Annotated in this window: 17 protein-coding genes; 14 read left to right on the top strand and 3 right to left on the bottom strand. The window is 44.1% G+C overall.

From position 1 onward, the window contains the following. The first annotated feature begins 98 nt into the window (after positions 1 to 98). The 3 genes from rlmN (at position 99) to FC83_RS12665 (ending at position 3,522) form a co-directional block, all read left to right on the top strand. Complete coding sequence (rlmN, locus tag FC83_RS12675) at positions 99 to 1,199, top strand: dual-specificity RNA methyltransferase RlmN (RefSeq protein ID WP_035452016.1); 1,101 nt, start codon at positions 99 to 101, stop codon at positions 1,197 to 1,199. A 25-nt stretch (positions 1,200 to 1,224) separates the two neighbouring features. Beyond that, positions 1,225 to 1,698, top strand: coding sequence for an NUDIX hydrolase (locus FC83_RS12670; protein WP_420805632.1), 474 nt, complete (start codon positions 1,225 to 1,227; stop codon positions 1,696 to 1,698). A gap of 66 nt (positions 1,699 to 1,764) precedes the next feature. Continuing rightward, the gene (locus FC83_RS12665) at positions 1,765 to 3,522 is read left to right on the top strand and encodes a hypothetical protein (protein ID WP_156405603.1); all 1,758 of its coding nucleotides are present in this window, start codon (positions 1,765 to 1,767) and stop codon (positions 3,520 to 3,522) included. Positions 3,523 to 3,595: 73 nt separating this feature from the next. On the opposite strand, the gene yidA is transcribed toward FC83_RS12665, so the two are convergent. From yidA to FC83_RS12650, 3 genes are read right to left on the bottom strand one after another with little or no spacing between them, the layout of a single operon-like run. Then, positions 3,596 to 4,411 carry a sugar-phosphatase gene (yidA, locus tag FC83_RS12660; protein WP_035452022.1) on the bottom strand — a complete coding sequence of 272 codons (816 nt, stop codon included), beginning with the start codon at positions 4,409 to 4,411 and terminating at the stop codon, positions 3,596 to 3,598. A 25-nt stretch (positions 4,412 to 4,436) separates the two neighbouring features. After that, positions 4,437 to 5,783 (bottom strand): HD domain-containing protein, encoded by a 1,347-nt coding sequence (locus tag FC83_RS12655; protein ID WP_057002842.1) that lies wholly within the window; start codon positions 5,781 to 5,783, stop codon positions 4,437 to 4,439. A 12-nt stretch (positions 5,784 to 5,795) separates the two neighbouring features. Next, a complete protein-coding gene (locus FC83_RS12650; protein ID WP_052004561.1) occupies positions 5,796 to 6,638 on the bottom strand; it encodes a lipoate--protein ligase family protein in 843 nt (280 codons plus the stop codon). A gap of 130 nt (positions 6,639 to 6,768) precedes the next feature. Here FC83_RS12650 and FC83_RS12645 point away from each other — a divergent pair, with 130 nt between their 5' ends. The 11 genes from FC83_RS12645 to acpS all read left to right on the top strand — a co-directional run bounded on the left by FC83_RS12645 (position 6,769) and on the right by acpS (position 18,684). Further along, entirely contained in the window at positions 6,769 to 7,215 is a 447-nt protein-coding gene (locus FC83_RS12645; RefSeq protein ID WP_035452102.1) for a YwiB family protein, read from the top strand. 43 nt (positions 7,216 to 7,258) lie between these two features. After that, positions 7,259 to 7,882: a DNA-directed RNA polymerase subunit delta gene (rpoE, locus tag FC83_RS12640; RefSeq protein ID WP_035452024.1), complete on the top strand. Its 624-nt coding sequence runs from the start codon at positions 7,259 to 7,261 to the stop codon at positions 7,880 to 7,882. 255 nt (positions 7,883 to 8,137) lie between these two features. Further along, positions 8,138 to 9,748, top strand: a complete 1,611-nt coding sequence (locus FC83_RS12635) for a CTP synthase (RefSeq protein ID WP_035452027.1) — start codon at positions 8,138 to 8,140, stop codon at positions 9,746 to 9,748. A gap of 309 nt (positions 9,749 to 10,057) precedes the next feature. Beyond that, positions 10,058 to 11,332: a UDP-N-acetylglucosamine 1-carboxyvinyltransferase gene (locus tag FC83_RS12630; RefSeq protein WP_035452030.1), complete on the top strand. Its 1,275-nt coding sequence runs from the start codon at positions 10,058 to 10,060 to the stop codon at positions 11,330 to 11,332. Between the two features lie 128 nt (positions 11,333 to 11,460). After that, on the top strand, positions 11,461 to 11,739 hold the full coding sequence (locus tag FC83_RS12625) for a type B 50S ribosomal protein L31 (RefSeq protein WP_035452033.1): 279 nt from the start codon (positions 11,461 to 11,463) through the stop codon (positions 11,737 to 11,739). 136 nt (positions 11,740 to 11,875) lie between these two features. Then, positions 11,876 to 13,063 (top strand): SAM-dependent methyltransferase, encoded by a 1,188-nt coding sequence (locus tag FC83_RS12620; protein ID WP_057002841.1) that lies wholly within the window; start codon positions 11,876 to 11,878, stop codon positions 13,061 to 13,063. 178 nt (positions 13,064 to 13,241) lie between these two features. After that, positions 13,242 to 13,988, top strand: a complete 747-nt coding sequence (locus FC83_RS12615; protein WP_052004562.1) for a hypothetical protein — start codon at positions 13,242 to 13,244, stop codon at positions 13,986 to 13,988. A gap of 24 nt (positions 13,989 to 14,012) precedes the next feature. Further along, the gene (locus FC83_RS12610; protein WP_035452036.1) at positions 14,013 to 15,113 is read left to right on the top strand and encodes a D-alanine--D-alanine ligase family protein; all 1,101 of its coding nucleotides are present in this window, start codon (positions 14,013 to 14,015) and stop codon (positions 15,111 to 15,113) included. Between the two features lie 21 nt (positions 15,114 to 15,134). Further along, entirely contained in the window at positions 15,135 to 16,502 is a 1,368-nt protein-coding gene (locus FC83_RS12605; RefSeq protein WP_035452039.1) for a UDP-N-acetylmuramoyl-tripeptide--D-alanyl-D-alanine ligase, read from the top strand. A gap of 150 nt (positions 16,503 to 16,652) precedes the next feature. Next, on the top strand, positions 16,653 to 18,185 hold the full coding sequence (cshA, locus tag FC83_RS12600) for a degradosome RNA helicase CshA (RefSeq protein ID WP_035452042.1): 1,533 nt from the start codon (positions 16,653 to 16,655) through the stop codon (positions 18,183 to 18,185). Positions 18,186 to 18,324: 139 nt separating this feature from the next. Next, positions 18,325 to 18,684 carry a holo-ACP synthase gene (gene acpS / locus FC83_RS12595; RefSeq protein ID WP_057002840.1) on the top strand — a complete coding sequence of 120 codons (360 nt, stop codon included), beginning with the start codon at positions 18,325 to 18,327 and terminating at the stop codon, positions 18,682 to 18,684. The last annotated feature ends 12 nt before the right edge of the window (positions 18,685 to 18,696 follow it).

Below are 18,696 nucleotides of genomic sequence, written 5' to 3'. Positions count from 1 at the left end.
TTCACCCAAGTTTTTGCGGGTTAATTACTTGAAATCCCTTATTGTAAGTTCCGGGAATATCATTTATAGTAGACAATTAGAATAACAGTAGATTTTTAATGGAACCCATAACGGAGGCAAATTATTTGAAAGCATCAATTTATGATTTAACATTTCCCCAATTGACGGACTGGTTGTTAACACACGGCCAAAAGAAATTCCGGGCCAAACAGGTTTGGGAATGGCTTTATCAAAAGCATGTGCAAGCTTTTAACGACATGCATAACTTACCAGCTGACTTGTTAACGGTCTTAACTGACAACTTCACTTTCAGCCCACTGCAACCAGTTGTGACCCAACGGGCGAGTGATGGCACTACCAAATATTTATTCCGTTTAGAAGACGGCTTAATGATTGAAACAGTTTTAATGTATATGGAATATGGCTTATCAGTTTGTGTCACCTCCCAAGTTGGCTGTAACATTGGCTGTACTTTTTGTGCCAGCGGCCTCATCAAGAAACAACGGGATTTAACAGCCGGTGAAATCGTAGCGCAAATCATGCAAGTCCAACACTATTTAGATGACCAAGGTCAAGACGAACGGGTGGGTCACGTGGTCGTCATGGGCATTGGCGAACCTTTTGATAACTTTGACAACGTGATGAATTTCATTGATATCATCAAAGACCAATCTGGTTTAGCCATTGGGGCTCGGCATATTACCGTGTCCACCTCAGGGTTGGCTAACAAGATCCGGGAATTTGCCGACCGGCAAACTCAAGTTAACTTGGCAATCTCTTTACATGCCCCTAACAATGAACTGCGCAGTCGCATTATGCGTATCAACCGTTCTTGGCCGTTGGAAAAACTATTTGATGCCATTCACTATTACATCGATACCACTAACCGGCGGGTGACGTTTGAATACATCATGTTAAATGATGTCAATGATCATGTGAAGGAAGCTAAGGAATTAGTTGAACTCTTAAAGCCTTTGAAACAATTGGCCTATGTGAATCTGATCCCTTATAATCCGGTCACGGAACATCCCCAATATAGCCGCAGCAGCAAAACGTCAATTAGCAAGTTCTACAATACCTTGATGCAAGGTGGCATCAATTGTGTGGTCCGTAAAGAACACGGCACTGATATTGACGCAGCTTGTGGCCAATTACGCAGTAATGAAATGAAGAAAGAAAAAGCCAGCACCAAAGCTTAAGGCCTGACACTGGAGGGGAACTATAATGGCAAGTGCGAAACAACCAAGTGCAATTGATGAAGCCGTTTTTGGTCAAAAGGATCAACAGCTGGACTATAAGACCCGTACCGGGGCTTATATCATTATCCCAGATGCCCAACATTATCGCATGTTACTGGTCACCGCGCCCAATGGGGCTTTGTTACTCCCAGGCGGGGGTATGGAAGCCGGCGAAGATCAAGCCGAGACCTTACAGCGGGAATTACTGGAAGAAGCTGGCTTTAAAGTCAGTAACGTCCGCTATTTAGGTCGGGCCGGGGAATATTTTTATTCCCATTTTCGCCAGCAAGCTTTCTACACCCCGGGTTATTTTTATATTGCCGAAGCCTATGAAAAGGTCAAAGACCCCTTGGAAGACTTTAACAATTTAATTTGGTTGCCCATTCCCCAAGGTATTCAAGCATTAAAACGGCCCACTCATAAATGGGCCGTTAAGCAATGGCTTAAGGAACTCTCTTAAATAAACCCTAGTCCGAGTGAACTGATTTTTCAGGTCACTTGGGCTTTTTTTATTAGGCGTGATTTGATGTTCCCGACCACACACGGTATACTTTTAAGAGAACACGTGTTGTTAAATTCAGTGATGGGGGTCAGTGTCTTGGGAGCAACTGGGAAATTTGAACGTCTATTTTTAAGGTATCAACGGCTGATCATTAATATCAGCTTTATCCTGCTAGCCATTATTTTTGCTTGGCCGATCATGGGTAATCCTAATGTGGTGGCAGCGGGGGATGATAGTTTATTTCATCTATCCCGGATTTATAGCTTAGCCCAAAGCTTGGGGAGCGGGCAGTTCTTACCAGGTTATGATTTCATGGCCTTTCACAGTGTGGGCACGGCCATGAATCTTTTCTACCCTTATGTCACCACGGCATTACCCATTGTTTTATTAAAGTATGTTTTGGGCCATTGGGCCAGCGCCATCGGCCTTTATTATATCGGCATAACCTGCGTAACCTTGGTGGTCACTTACCGGTGTACATTAGCTTTGACCACCAACCGCTTGGCGGCTTTTATCTTTAGCGTGTGCTATAATTTTTCGATTTATCGCATTGATGTGGCTTACCCCCGCTTTGACTTAGGGGAGTTAGTGGTATTTTTAGCCTTGCCATTGGCTTTAATTGGGTTTGAGTTAATGTTACAAAAACATGATTATGACAAATGGACCTGGCTGGTGTTTGGTTTTAGCCTGATGTTATACGCCCATTTATTGTCGGCGCTATTAGTGGCTTTATTGTTAGGACTGCGCCTGGCCTTTGGTTGGCGCCAAGTGACCAAAGACTTAGGGGTAAATTTGTGCAAGGCTTTTATTTGGAGCATCTTGATTGGCAGTTATCAATTGATCACGTTGTTAGAGCAATGTGTGGCCCAACCCCTCCATTCAATTTATACCGGGGGTTTATTGACGATTTTAAAAGACCCGGCCGAATTACTCAGCAATAGTATCAACAATAGTATTTATGTCTACACCATCGGTTTATTGGGAGCGGTAGGCTTGGGGTTGATCGTGACGAACTTTGATAAGCTGACCTATAATGGCGTCAATTATGGCATCTGGGCTTGTTTTGGCATTGGGGCCTTTATCCTCACCAGTAAATTGTTTCCCTGGCGCTATTTGGTTCACACGCCGGCGGCCATTATTCAATATCCCTACCGCTTGAGCTTATTTGCCACTTTCTTCTTGATCATGGTGGGGTCGGTGGTCTTAGCCCAATTGATTGGCAACTACAGTCCCACTAAAATAGTGCCCATGTTGAGCCTGTTGTTATTGATCTTAGTCTTGTTCGCCCGCAGCAATGCTGATGTTTTACATAAAACCAAGCTGGTCCTAGGGCCACGGGCCGCAACCACTTTTCAGCTGCAACATTATAAAGATGGGGGGACGGATGACTACTTACCGCAAAGGGCCAAACATCAATTGCCAAAACTTTGGGCTCGGCGCTTTTATATTAATGATCACGCCACGACTTTTAAAATCAAAGCGGACCCCAGGGCTTTTACCACTACGGTGAAGACGGCTAAGCCCGATACCTTAGTGGACTTGCCGATCTTATATTATGTGGGGGCCAAAATCAGCACGGCAACCGGCAAGCCGCCGGTGACCCCTTTGATTTCCAACCGGGGGACGGTGGCCATTACCTTGCCAAAAGCTGAGGTGCACCGTCTGCAAGTGACCTACCAACCCACGATCAAGCGCCAGATCAGCGCCGCCGTGGCCCTCATCAGCTTGGGGAGCTTTTGTTTACAGGGGCATTTTCCCGCCTTTAAAAAATTTCTAACTTAAAGACAGCGTCGGCTTTAGGCCGGCGTTTTTTTGGCTAAAAAAAGTGCTGACCACGAAAGTCAGCACATGCCGGTTATGATAAAACGTATTGATTGATAGCTTGGGCCACGCCACTGTCATTATTAGAGGCGGTCTGGATAGTGGCGCTGGCTTTCACGGCATCGATGGCATTGGCCATGGCCACCCCCATCCCGGCGTATTGCACCATGGATAAATCATTGCCTTGATCACCAATGGCCATGACTTCGGATTGTTTAAAGCCTAAGAAGGCAGCTAATTCATCTAAAGCTTTGCCCTTGCTGACTTGGCGGTTCATCACTTCCAGGAAGTAAGGGGTGGACTTGACGATATAGTAGTCTTCTTTTAACGTCGCGGGGATCTTGGGTTCAGCCGCAGTGATCAAATCCGGCTCGTCGATCATCATGACTTTGGAAAAATGGGTGTCGGGCGAAAACTCATCTAAGGTGCGGTAGTGTAGCGGCAGATCCACCAAGGCACTTTCGATAACCGTGTACTTGCTGATATCCCGGTTAGGGGTATACATGCGATCTTTATCCTCTGCGTGAATATGCAGATGCAATGTTTGGGCTAATTTGGCAAAGGTTTTAAACGTCTCTAAAGGTACGGTGTGTTCGAGAATGGTCTTGTCAGTGGCGTTTTCTTGGACCAAGGCGCCGTTAAAGGTGATGGTGTAGTGGTCTTCTTCCCACAGTTGCAGTTGGGTCAAGTATTGTTTCAAGCCAGCTAGGGGCCGGCCAGAAGCTAACACGATTTGAACCCCAGCAGCGTCAGCCTTTTGGATGGCCGCAATATTTTCCGGGGTGATTTGTTGATGATCATCTAAGAGGGTCCCATCCATATCGATGGCGACTAATTTGATTTTTGACATATAAAATCCTTTCTGAGGCTAGTGGTTAAATCAAGGCGCCATTTTTAACATGGCTTTGGAATTCTTGGTAAATAGGGGCAAAAATTTGTAGGTCTTTGGGGTGCAACATTTCTCTAGGGAAGTAAAAGCGCCGATCCCCAGTGGTGCGCTCTGATAGGGCATGGACGATGGGGCTGAGGGTGGATAATTCATTTAACGTCCCATCCATTTGCCGGACCTCAATTTGGGGTTTGATCCCCGTATTGTTATTAGCCGGGTCATAAGCATCGTAGGGGAGGTCAAAGCTGTCATTGACCGCGGTGTAATAATTTTTGTCAAAACCCACGGATTCCACTAAGGCCATCATCTTTTCCAGCTTAGGGGCGCTGGCTTTGGTATATTCAATGGACTTGAAGGGCTTGCGGTCTTGAAAGCGCCGGGCTAAATCCCTTAAAATATCATCGGCATTATCCCGCCAATAGGTGAAATAGGTGTTCAACACGCCATCATCTAGACGCAGGTAATCTTCGATACCGAAATTTTGCTCAAAAAAGGGCACTAGCAAGGTTGGGGTCTGAATGTGGTGGCTGCCCTTGTCTTCATAAAGTTTTTTGGCCCGCTGCAATAAATGGGTCAAAATCACTTCCATCCCCCGGGAAACCGGGTGGAAGTAAACTTGCTGGTACATTTGAAAGCGACAAACGATATAATCTTCCACGGCATGCATCCCATTGGCCTGGATCACGATGCCATTTTGATACGGCCGCAGGACCCGCAGGATCCGGGTCACATCAAACAGGCCGTATTTAGTACCGGTATTATAAGCATCCCGTAATAAATAGTCCATGCGATCTGCATCCACTTGGCTGGAGATCATTTGCACCACTTGGGGATTGGGATAAGTCTTTTGGATGACGCTGGCGACTTTTTCGGGGAAATCGGGGGCGATGGCCCGTAGGACTTGGTTGACTTCAGTGGCCGGTGACGTAATGATTTTCACCGTCCAAGCTTCATGGTTGGTATTAAAGATGCGCTCAAAGGTGTGGGAATAAGGGCCATGGCCAATGTCGTGGAGTAAAGCGGCACATAAAGCCACTAGGCGCTCGTTGTCATCCCAAAGGCCATCACCGGGGTGTTGACTGGGATAATTACGCTGGAAATCATCGCAGATCCGCCGGGCAATTTCATAAACCCCTAAAGAATGGGTGAAACGGGTGTGCTCCGCTCCGTGGAAAGTAAAGGCGCTGGTGCCCAGCTGCTTGATGCGGCGCAGGCGTTGAAATTCCCGGGTATCGATCAAATCCATAATGACTTGGTGTTCCACGTGAATATAATTATGCACTGGATCTCGGAAAACTTTTTCCCGAGGTAAGAGTTTGGCTTGATAGGTCATATTTCCTCCTTACTATTTTGGTAAATCTCGTTGATTGCGTTGAACTAGTTGCTGGTGAGCCCGTTCAAAGTAGAGTTGGTATTCTGGTTCCTGGGCAATGTCGGCAAACCGCTTGGTGGTACTTAACAAGCCATTGGCTTCAAAATTGGTGAGCAAGGCGCTTTTTACCTGCGCCACGGTTAGCGGCCGCTGTAGTAAGCTGTCTAAGTTGGCCATCACGTTGGGGTCGATATCTGGAAAATGCCATTTGGTGGGAGTGCCTTGCAGGCCTTGGGTATAAAAGGCTTTTAAAGCGCCACTGCGATAATCTTGATCGCCATTGACACTGAGGTAAAGCATCACGGCCACCCCACCAGCTACCCGGCGTTGGGAAATGCCGCCAAATTTTTGACCGTGAATGCTTAAATCAAACGTCCCTGGACAATAAGAACGGGTGATTTCATAGGCTTCAATGGGATAATCTGGGCTGGCAAAGCTGTCTTTTACCCACTTGACCATCTGGTTATAAGCCACATCAATGCCTTGATCTTTAAATTGGGGTAAGAATAAGGAGACATTTAAAATGCCGGCATCACTGGCCACAGCTAAGCCCCCGGAGTTGCGGACAAAATAATGGTAGTCTTTCTTTGCTAAAGTGGTCAAAGCTGTTTTAAAATAAGGGAGCTTGGTATCCATCATGCCCAAGATGATGGTATCGGTTAAACGCCAAAAATGAATCAGCGGTTGATTAAATTGATCGCTATAGCGTAACATGGCGTTGGTATCGGCAAAACTATTTAAATTGTCGCCAGGCTGATAATCAATATCAGCCACTACAAAGGGATTTTGTTGGTAACGGTGCATTAGCGTTTCCATATTTTTTCCTCACAATACTGACAGTGTATACAATCATTTATTATAGCGTAATTTTAGTTGAATGTTCTAGTGGGCTTTTCAGATGCCTGACAACACTATATAATAGGCTTTAGAAAGGATTGACGTGATGATGGATTTAAAAAGTGCGATTCCAATTGAAATACATTTACAAACTAAGGTGCACCAAGCCGGGGAAACGATGCAACATGTGTTTGATGAACCTGGGCAACTGGTGCAAATTGGGGAGACTTTATATTTCCGTTACGCAGAGATTGATCCTGATACCGGTGCCAGAACACCTGTAATGATCAAAATCATGCCGAACGGGGATGTACAGTTATCCCGCTTATCCAAGCAAGATGGAATCAATTTGAAATTATTTTTCAGTTTGGGGCATAAAATGGTAGCACGTTACCAAACCCCTTATGGCATCATTCCAGTGGAGACCATTACCCCTAAATTACGCTTTAGAATGAAGAATCAGCCCGTTTCTGGCGAGCTTTATATTGAATATCAATTGATTGCGGGCAACGAACCCATTGGGGAATATCAATTACAGTTGATTTTTACCGCGTGAGGGTTTACTATGAAGGGTAGACTGTTGAAGGGACGTGTACTGGTTGGATCTAGATATTTTTAAAGGGCAAGAAAAGTCCGAACTTTCTATGATTGAAGTTGCGCACGCTATTTTAGAACAAAAAGGCGAAACTGTCGCCTTTGCTGATTTAGTAAATGCGATTCAAACCTATTTAGGTAAAAGTGACGTAGAAATTAGAAGTCGGTTATCGACATTTTATACTGACTTGAATATTGACGGCCGCTTTATTTCTTTAGGCGAGAATGTTTGGGGCTTGCGTGAATGGTATCCTTATGACTCTGTGGATGAGGAAGTCAATCATCCTGAAGATGATGAAGGCGCACCCCGGCGCAAACGGCGTAAGAAAGTTAACGCTTTTCTAGCTGATGTTGACGATGATGACGACATCATCGATTATAATGATGACGACCCTGAAGACGACGATTTCGACGACGATGATGATGATGACGACGATGACAATGAAGATTTAGATACATTCAACGCTGATTTAGATGATATCGATGACGCTAATGATGATGAAGACGACGAGCTCCCCGATGGGATCGAAGGGCAGTTGTCTGAATTTAGTGACGACGATGATGCTGATGATGACGGTGAAAATGAAGGCTTCGGCGATGACGAACCCGAAGACGACAAACAAAAATAGTTTAAGCATTTCCCTGTGGGCCTAAGCCCACTTTTTTAATGGCCGGTTTTTAGGGAATAGGCGGGCAGAAGGCATGTTATATAATGCTCGATTTTTTTGCTTGACTATGCCATCCAATTCAGGTACTATACTTTTTGGGCGCTTTACTTCGGTAAAGCCAAATTCGGTTTGCAGGCTCCTTGTTCTTTTTGAATAAGGAGCTTGTTTTGTTATTTTTTGTAGATTCCCCTTAGAAAACGATGAAGGAGTTTTGATATGACCAAGTATATCTTTGTAACCGGCGGTGTTGTTTCATCACTAGGTAAAGGAATTGTAGCAGCTTCACTTGGACGTTTGTTGAAAAATCGCGGTTTAAAGGTAACCATGCAAAAATTTGATCCATACATCAACGTCGATCCTGGGACTATGAATCCCTACCAACACGGGGAAGTGTTTGTAACGGATGATGGCACTGAGACGGATCTTGATCTTGGACATTATGAACGTTTTATTGATAATGATCTGAACAAATACTCTAATGTCACAACTGGTAAAATTTATTCTGAAGTTATCGCAAAAGAACGTCATGGTGAATACTTGGGCGCCACTGTACAAGTTATTCCACATATCACAGATATGATCAAAGAAAAAATTATGCGGGCAGCCACAACGACTGATTCCGATGTCATTATCACCGAAGTTGGCGGAACCGTGGGGGATATTGAATCCTTACCGTTCTTAGAAGCTTTACGGCAAATGAAGTCAGAAGTCGGTGCGGAAAACGTGTTATATATTCACACCACGTTAGTGCCTTATTTACACGCAGCTGGGGAAATGAAAACCAAACCAACCCAACATAGTGTTAAAGAGTTGCGGGGCTTGGGGATTCAACCAAACATTTTGGTCTTACGGACGGAAAAACCAGTATCACAAGAATTGCGCAATAAAATTGCCCTGTTTTGTGATGTGGACCCAGAAGCCGTGATTGAATCTCGGGATGTGAAGACCCTTTATACCATTCCATTGGCTTTACAAGAACAAGGCATGGATCAAATCGTCTGCGATTACTTGCATATCGATGCTCCTAAGGCAGACATGACCCAATGGCGGGCGTTGGAACAAAAAGCGCAAAACTTGCATCATAAGACTAAGATCACGTTAGTGGGCAAGTATGTGGAATTACAAGACGCTTATATCTCCATTACCGAAGCTTTGAAGCACGCGGGCTATCTTTATGATACAGATATCGAATTAAATAAGATTCAAGCTGAAGATGTGAATGAAGCTAACGTTGCAGAATTACTTGGGGATGCCGATGGTATCTTGGTGCCTGGTGGTTTTGGCAACCGGGGACTAGAAGGTAAAATTTCAGCTATCAAGTATGCTCGGGAAAATGATGTGCCATTCTTAGGGATTTGTTTAGGCATGCAAATGGCTTGTGTGGAATTTGCCAGAGACGTGGCAGGTTTGCGCCATGCGGGCTCTACGGAGACCAACCCAGATGTTGAAGATAACGTGATTGATTTAATGGCTGATCAAGAAAACGTTGAAAACATGGGTGGTACGCAACGGCTGGGCTTATATCCTTGTAAGCTCAAACCAGGCAGTGTTGCGGCTAATGCCTATGATGGCCAATCTGTGATCCAAGAACGCCATCGTCATCGTTATGAATTTAATAATAAGTACCGTGACTTACTGGCTTCTAAAGGCCTGGTATTCTCTGGGGTATCACCAGATAACCGGTTGGTGGAAGTTGTGGAAATTCCTGAAAACAAATTCTTCGTGGCTAGTCAGTATCATCCTGAATTTTTATCTCGGCCAAACCGGCCAGAAGGCTTATTCAAAGCCTTCATCGGGGCTGCTTCTGATTTACCCGCTGAAGATTAAACTAGGAATTTGAAACAGGATTTTAACAATTTTTAAGGTAAGTTAAAATTATGATGAGAAATATGAGACCGACGCAACCTGCGTTTTGGTTTAATAGTCATCAGCAAGATTTGAAAGATTAAAAAGGGATTAGGCCAACGATTGGTCTAATCCTTTTTTGTTGAAAATATTGAAATATCACAAACCTTGCCTTGTAATCCCGACGCATTTTCTATATCATTACAAGTAGTGTCAACTGCTTGAGAAACACTTATATAGCAGTGTCACGTTGATGAATATTTTATCTTTAATATAAGGAATAAAAATAAAATGAAAAAAATGATAATTCACGGCGGCCATAAATTACGGGGTGAAGTTGTAATTGGTGGTGCCAAAAACAGTACTGTTGCGCTGATTCCAGCGGCAATTCTTTCCGAGTCTAAGGTCACTTTAGATAGCGTACCCCATATCAAAGATGTCTATAATTTAATGGCTATTTTGGAAGAAATGAACGTCCATTCGGATTTTGATGAAGATACCAATACCTTAGTTTTAGATCCCACTGAGATTAAATTTAAGCCGTTGCCAAACGGTAAGATTAAAAGCTTGCGGGCTTCTTATTACTTTATGGGGGCCTTACTGGGCCGTTTTGGCCATGCTATCGTGGGCATGCCCGGCGGTGATGACATTGGGCCCCGACCAATCGATCAGCACATTAAGGGTTTTGAGTCCCTAGGGGCTTCAGTGAGCAATGAACATGGGGCTATTTTTATAACCGCGCCTAAAGAAGGGCTGCATGGAGCCCGGATTTTCTTAGATATGGTCTCAGTAGGGGCGACGATCAACTTGATTTTAGCTGCCGTCACGGCCAATGGCCAAACCAGTATCGAAAATGCGGCCAAAGAGCCAGAAATTATTGATTTAGCAACTTATCTGAATAACATGGGGGCCAAAGTCCGGGGCGCTGGAACGGACACCATTCGGATTGAGGGCGTGCCTCATTTGTATGCCCGCAATCCCCACACCATCATTCCCGATCGCATCGAGGCGGGGACTTATTTAGCCATGGCAGCGATTTGTGGCGATGGGGTCAACATCAAGAATATTATCAGCGAGCATTTAGATTCTTATTTGGCCAAGTTAGAAGAAATCGGTGTGAATATGGAAGTGGGCGAGGATAGCATATTTGTGTACCCTTCTGGTGAACTACATGCTGTCCAGATCAAAACTGGGCCCTATCCTGGCTTTGCCACAGATTTACAACAGCCTATTACGCCGTTATTATTAAAAGCCCAAGGCGATGGCATCGTGATCGATACCATTTACCCTAAACGGGTCCGCCATGTGCCGGAATTAATTCGCATGGGGGCGGATATCAGCATTGAAAACGATGTGATCATTTTGCACCATGTCAATCACCTACAGGGTGCCGAAGTAACTGCCGATGAAATTCGGGCAGGGGCTTGTTTGATGATTGCCGGCTTAATGGCTGAAGGCACCACCACTATCTCCAAAGTGGAGAACATTTTGCGGGGGTATGATCGGGTGGTCTACAAGCTACAGGCCTTAGGGGCTGACGTAAAAATCATCGACGATCCCGAGTAGCAATTCCTGGGAAATATTTAAAAAGTCATTGTTATTCAATTAAATCCATGCTATCATACTATGATGTGCATGAAGGATATTATATCTCTATTTCAGCAAATGATTTAGGGCAAAGGAGCGAAAACATTATGAAAAAAGGCATTCATCCAGATTATCATCCCGTTGTTTTCTTAGATTCAGCAACAGGCTATAAGTTCGTATCTGGTTCTACGAGAAATTCTAGTGAAACCGTCGATTATGAAGGTAAAGAATATCCATTGATCCGGGTTGAAATTTCTTCTGATTCACACCCATTTTATACTGGGCGTCAGAAATTCACACAAGCCGATGGCCGTGTGGATCGTTTCAACAAGAAATATGGTTTTGCAGACAAAAATGCGAACCCTAACAAAGAAGAAGCTAAATAATTTTTATCTTCTCGTTAATCGCGTTTCAAGGGCAAATTGGGCCTTGGAAACGCGATTTTTTTGTGACTTCAACTTGCACTTTTTAAGGCCAGTATTGTAAGATAAGTTGTTTACTTTAATAAAGAGGGGGATTTTTATGCTCGAGAAAACCGTTTATCGCCAACTCTTTAGCCGCGCCTTTGATCTACCAGTTGACGTGACTTATTGGGACAACAAGACTGAACATTATGGACCGGATCAAAAAGCGGCAGTCACCATTCAAATGAATCAAGAGATTCCTTTAAAGAGTTTAACAGACAAACCCACTTTGGTTTTGGCCGAAGCCTATATGCAAGGCGTGATTGAGGTCACCGGCAGTATTCAAGCTTTGATTGCCTCCGCCTATCGCCAAGCGGGCAGCTTTTTGACGAAAAATTCATTTTTAAAGCACCTGCCAAAAATCTCACATTCTGAAAAAGCCAGTAAAGCCGACGTACAAAGTCATTATGACATCGGTAATGATTTTTATCGGCTGTGGTTAGATAAAACCATGACCTATTCCTGTGCTTATTTTAAACAGGATACGGACACCTTAGAACAAGCTCAAATCAACAAAGACCGCCACATTTTACATAAACTTTATCCCAAATCTGGGGCCAGTTTATTAGACATTGGCTGTGGCTGGGGCACGTTGATCCTTATGGCCGCCAAAGATTTTGGCTTAAAGGCTACTGGCGTGACCTTGAGCCAGGAACAATTTGATTATTGCCAGGCCCAAATTAAACAATACCATTTGGAAGACCAAGTCACGGTATTATTGACGGACTATCGGGAAGTCAAGGATCAATACGACTATGTGACCTCTGTGGGTATGTTTGAACATGTGGGTAAGGAAAACCTTGGCTTGTATTTCAAAGATGTGCAAAAGCTCTTGAAACCCAACGGCCGGGCGTTGATCCACGGTATCACCGGCCAACATGAGGGGGCGGGGGTAGATCCGTTCTTGAATAAGTATATTTTCCCTGGGGGCTATATCCCAAACGTGGGGGAAAATATCCAACATATTATGGATGCCCACTTGCAGATCGATGATTTAGAACCCTTACGCCGGCATTATCAGCGCACCTTGGAATTGTGGTATCAAAACTACCAGGCAGTGATCGATCAAGTGATCGCCAAATACGGCGTCCCGTTTAGTCGCATGTGGTCGTTATATTTACAAGGGGCGGCAGCATCTTTTGAAGCTGGTAACATTGATGTGATTCAATATTTGCTCACCAATGGCCCCAGCGGCACGGGGTTGCCCATGACCAGACACTATATGGACGAAGCCAACGAAATTTAAATTCACACCAAAGTTACGGTATCCCACCGGGCTTTGGTGTTTTTTTGACGTGAACTCGTAAATTTTAGCTGATTTTTAATAGGCATAAGTGGTAAAATGGATTGACTAAGCTTTACATTGTGGGATTTATTCAGTATTGTTGATTTGTGTTGAACATTACCAGTGGAGTTAGAAAAACATGTCTGAAAATTATTTATATGTGCACTTAGAAACTGTGACCAATATGATTTTGTCTTATGGCATTAGTATGGGGGATTTTGTGAACAGTTTTAAACACGTGCCTGAGCACCTGATGTTACTGTCCCCGGTTGATCCTGATGAAATGATTGATCCCCATACCGGCTTTAACGTCATTTCCGGTCGTGAAAACGTCTTGGGTTATTTGTTGAACCCAAAAATTCACGGTAAAAAATGGATCGATTATAAACATACACTTTATCTAGATGAAGTGACCCCCTTAGAGGTATCTGAATTGCTGTATCTTGGACATGCTTATACCCACTTGTCGTCCCCGTTTTATTATAAACTAGCCAATCGCTATGTCTATTTGCAGGTCCCAAATGGCAATGTAAAGACTTATTATCGGCATTTAGATGATTTCTACCGGGTCTTGTCCAATGCCATTGTCCGTTGTTTTGAACAACATCATTTTGAACAGAATTTCTTGTTCCGCCGTAACACCACGAATTTTGTGCCTTTAGACCAAGGGACGATTCAAACCCTGCATCAATTACTGATCGACGGGGTTTTATTCAATTTTATGGCGGCCAAACGGGATGGGGGCTTCTTTCAAGTGCCGTTGTATCAACTGCGGCATCGCTTTAGCGGTGGGGAGGCCGCTTGGTTAGCCGATGATGACATTTTGCTGGGACACTTACGGTATAACCGGGAGACCCAGCATTGGAATGTAACCTTACAAGCTTAATTTTTAAAGGAGAAAGATAAGAATATGCGAATTTATCTGCTTTACGGTGGTCGAAGTGCCGAACATGATATTTCAATTTTAAGTGCGTTTTCCCTGGTTTCCGAGATTTCCTATCAAACTCATGAAGTTGTGCCAGTTTACATAACAAAAAAGGGTGCTTTTATTGCCGGCGCCTTGCTCAAACAACCCCTGCAATCGGAAAAACAGTTGCATTTGATCGCTGCTGACAAAGCCAGTTATCAAGATCCTGACGGCCAATCTACTGGGGTTTTGGCTAATCCTTATGATTTTGACAAAGACAATAGCATTGTCTTTCCAATGCTCCACGGGACCAATGGGGAAGATGGGACGATCCAAGGCTTCTTAGATGTGTTGGATATCCCTTACGTGGGGGATGGCGTTATGGCCTCAGCCACTGGTATGGATAAAATCATCAGCAAACTTGTCTTTCAAGAAGCAGGAATTCCCCAGGTGCCCTTTGAAGGTATTTTATACAATGACTGGGTGGCTGATGCCACGGGCATCTTAAACCGAGTTTCCGGCTCATTATTGCCACCATTGTTCGTCAAGCCAGCCAATGCCGGTTCCAGTATTGGGATCTCCATGATTGCTGCTGAGCAATTAAAGGATACGACTGCTTTAAAAGAGGCCATTCAATTTGCCTTTAAATATGATGATCGGGTCATCGTTGAACAAGGGGTTCCTGATGCTCGGGAAATTGAATTAGCTATTTTAGGCAACAAGGACGTTAATGTTTCAAATCCTGGAGAGATTGGCAAGGATCGCACCTTCTATGATTTCAATGCCAAGTTTGTGGATGGGACCACGAAGCTGATTATCCCTGCACCAGTGGATGCAGATGTGAAAGCCCAGATTCAAGATTATGGGAAGCGGGCTTACATCGCCATTGGGGGGAGTGGCCTAGCACGGGTGGACTTTTTCTTAAGTACCAGCAATGAAGTTTATTTAAATGAAGTTCAAACCATGCCTGGCTTTACCAAGTATTCTATGTACCCTTACTTGTGGCAGGAGATGGGCTTGCGTTATAAGGACTTGATTGATGAACTGATCAACTTGGGCTTAGAACGGTATCAAACCAAGAAGGATATTGAAGCAAATTTCTAGAGAATAAGGAGTTTTATAAACATGAAAATGACCTTAAATGAGGTTGCAAGTGCCGTCCATAGTCAAACAGACTTAGGGGCTTGGGGGACTAGGATCGTAACGAGTGTCACTTTTGATACTCGGCAACTTCAAAGTGGTGGTTTGTTTGTCCCATTGATTGCCCAGCGCGATGGCCACGATTTTGTTGATGCGGCCATTAAAAATGGCGCTGTTGGCAGTTTTTGGCAGGCGGGCCATGCCAATCAACCGGTTGATTTTCCCACGATTGAAGTGGCTGATACCCAGACGGCCTTTATTGAATTGGCCAAATATTATCTGCATAAGGTCAATCCTCGCGTCATTGCCGTCACCGGCAGCAACGGGAAAACCACCACAAAGGACATGATCGCTGCTATTTTGGCGACCCAAAGCAACACCCATAAAACTGTGGCCAATTACAACAATGAAATTGGTGTGCCTTATACCATTTTAGGAATGGATACTAATACGGAAAATTTGGTGTTGGAGATGGGGATGGATCGGCCCGGCCAGCTGCATAAAATGAGTACCATCGCTGAGCCAGACATTGCCGTGATCACCATGATCGGTGAAGCCCACATTGAGTTTTTTGGGACCAGGGACAAAATTGCTGATGCCAAGATGGAAATTGTGGATGGCCTTAAGGCAGATGGCACGTTGATTTATGATGGCGACGAACCCTTATTACGGGAGCGGATCACAGATGAACTGGCCACCAAGACCTTTGGCCAAACAGCAGCTGATGATTTGTTTGCCATGGACGTGGTGCCTGAAAAGACCCAAACCAGTTTTTTGACCAACGAGTGGCCAGATAAAAAGTTTGTCCTACCCCTCATGGGGGGGTATAACGTGAACAATGCCTTGGCGGCGATTGCCGTGGGCCAGCAAATCCATGTACCGGTGAACCAAATGATCACGGCCTTGAAGAATTTTAAAGTCACCGCTGAACGTACGGAGTGGCTTAAAGGCTTTAATGGCTGCGATATTTTAAGTGATGTGTATAATTCTAATCCCACGGCGGTCAAAGAGGTTTTGAAAAACTTTGTAGCTATCCCCACCATCGGGGAACGCAAAGTGGTTTTAGGGGATATGTTGGAACTGGGCCAGCAAAGCCAATTGCTACATGCCCAGTTAGCAGAGGACTTAGATCCGACTGATATTCAAGAGGTCTTCTTGTACGGCAAAGATATCGCCGCCCTTTATGACGCTTTACAAAGTAAGTATTCCGTAGAGCGTTTGCATTACTATGCCTTAGCCGATAAGGATTTAATGATTGAAGATATCAAGGCTAGCCTGGCCCCTGAAGATATGATTTTATTAAAAGCTAGTCATGGCCTTCATTTAGAAGATGTTGTGGCCCACCTGATCTAGTTATTTGCTATTCCTAAAAATATTTGTTATGATATTCTAGTTACGTTATGAAAGAGAACATTTATACTGCAAAACAACGACCCCTTCCAATTAAGCGTGTGTTCGGTGTTTTGTATTGATGTTTAGGCAAAACTCAAGGAGGAACACTATTTGAAATTCGAGGAACTTAATCTCGATCCCGCATTATTGGAAGCTGTTCAGTCAGCAGGGTTTGAAGAAGCAACCCCAATTCAAGCAGGAACGATCCCGCTAGTTATGGCTGGAAAAGATGTTATTGGACAGGCACAAACTGGGACTGGGAAGACGGCTGCATTTGGGTTGTCTATCTTAAACGATTTGGATATGGCCTCAAAAGATATTCAAGCATTGATCATTTCCCCAACACGGGAATTGGCTATCCAAACCCAAGAAGAACTTTACCGCTTAGGACAAGTTAAAAAGACAAGAGTGCAAGTTGTTTATGGTGGCGCTGATATTAGACGTCAAATCCGCGGTATCCAAAACAACAAGCCTCAAGTTATCGTTGGGACACCAGGTCGACTTTTGGATTTAATCAACCGTAAAGCTTTAAAGATCGAACATATCAAGACTTTAGTTTTAGATGAAGCCGATGAAATGTTAGACATGGGCTTTATTGAAGATATCGAAAAGATCTTGACCCACGTGCCTAACGACCATCAAACGCTTTTATTCTCAGCTACTATGCCCGCACCAATTATGCGCATCAGCGAGAAATTTATGAATCATCCTGAAATTGTCAAAATCAAGTCTAAGGAATTAACCTCTGATTTAATCGATCAGTATTATGTCCGGGCTAAAGATTTCGAAAAATTTGATATTATGACCCGTTTATTCGATGTACAAAATCCAGACTTAGCATTGGTTTTTGGTCGGACAAAACGGCGTGTGGACGAATTAGCCAAGGGCTTACAAGCACGGGGTTACCGGGCTGAAGGCATTCATGGTGATTTGACTCAACAAAAACGGATGGCTGTTTTACGCCAATTCAAAAAGGGTGATTTGGATATTTTAGTGGCTACCGATGTGGCTGCCCGGGGCTTAGATATTTCCGGTGTAACTCACGTGTACAACTATGATATTCCCCAAGATCCTGACAGCTATGTGCATCGTATTGGTAGAACTGGCCGTGCCGGTAAGACCGGGATGTCTGTGACTTTTGTGACCAATAATGAGATGAGCTATTTAAAGACCATCGAACAATTGACCAAGAAGCGCATGAAGCCATTAATTCCACCAACCGATCAACAAGCCTTTAAGGGCCAGTTGAAGACGGCCGTTGAAGAAATCAATGATGCCGTTGAAGGTGGCGACTTAGAGCGCTTTGAAGCTACTGCTGAGGATTTATTGGAACAATTCACGCCATTACAACTGGCTTCTGCTTACCTGAAGACGGTCAGCAAAGATGCCACAGATGTGCCTGTTAAGATTACCCCTGAACGGCCATTACCTAACCGTAAAGGCAGTCACAAGCGTAGTTCTTCTCGCAATGGCCATAGCAACTATCGTCATGGCGGCGGCAAGTCCGGCTTTAACAAAGGCAATAAGAAATACGGTGATCGTGATCGCAACCATAGCAAGTCTAACCGTAGCAATAGTGACCATAATCATGAAAGTCACGGCAAACGCGCTAACCGTAAATTTACGATTAGAACCAATGCCTAGTTAGATTTTAAAACGAAGTCCCTGCAGATTTTTGATCTGTGGGGGCTTCGTTTTTTTGGTATGCTGTCTTGTTTTCACCTGGTTTTCAAGCCCAATGTGGTATAATAAAACATATCATATTAGGTTGGAGTTGGCATAATTGATTATAGGAATCGGTGTGGATTTGGCAGAGATTGATCGGATTAAAGCCGCACAAGAAAGCAATGCCGAATTTGCGGCCAAGGTATTAACGACTAAAGAATTAGCAGATTTTCAGAAACTACCCGAAACTGGTCATCGTCGCTATGAATATTTAGCCGGTCGTTTTTCAGCCAAAGAGTCTTATTCAAAGGCATATGGCAGTGGGCTAGGTAAGGTGGCACTACATGATGTGGAGATTTTAAATGATCCAGATACAGGTCGGCCGATCATCACCAAGCATCCCTTTGATGGTCAGGCCTTGATTTCGATTTCTCATGTTACCAATTTAGTGATGACTCAAGTTATTTTACAAAAATAAAAGGAGACGGAC

Origin of the sequence: Agrilactobacillus composti DSM 18527 = JCM 14202 (assembly GCF_001436375.1) — a bacterium.
Taxonomy (GTDB): Bacteria; Bacillota; Bacilli; order Lactobacillales; family Lactobacillaceae; genus Agrilactobacillus; species Agrilactobacillus composti.
Note: the sequence above shows the minus strand (reverse complement) of the source record. Positions and strands in the feature narration are given on the sequence as shown.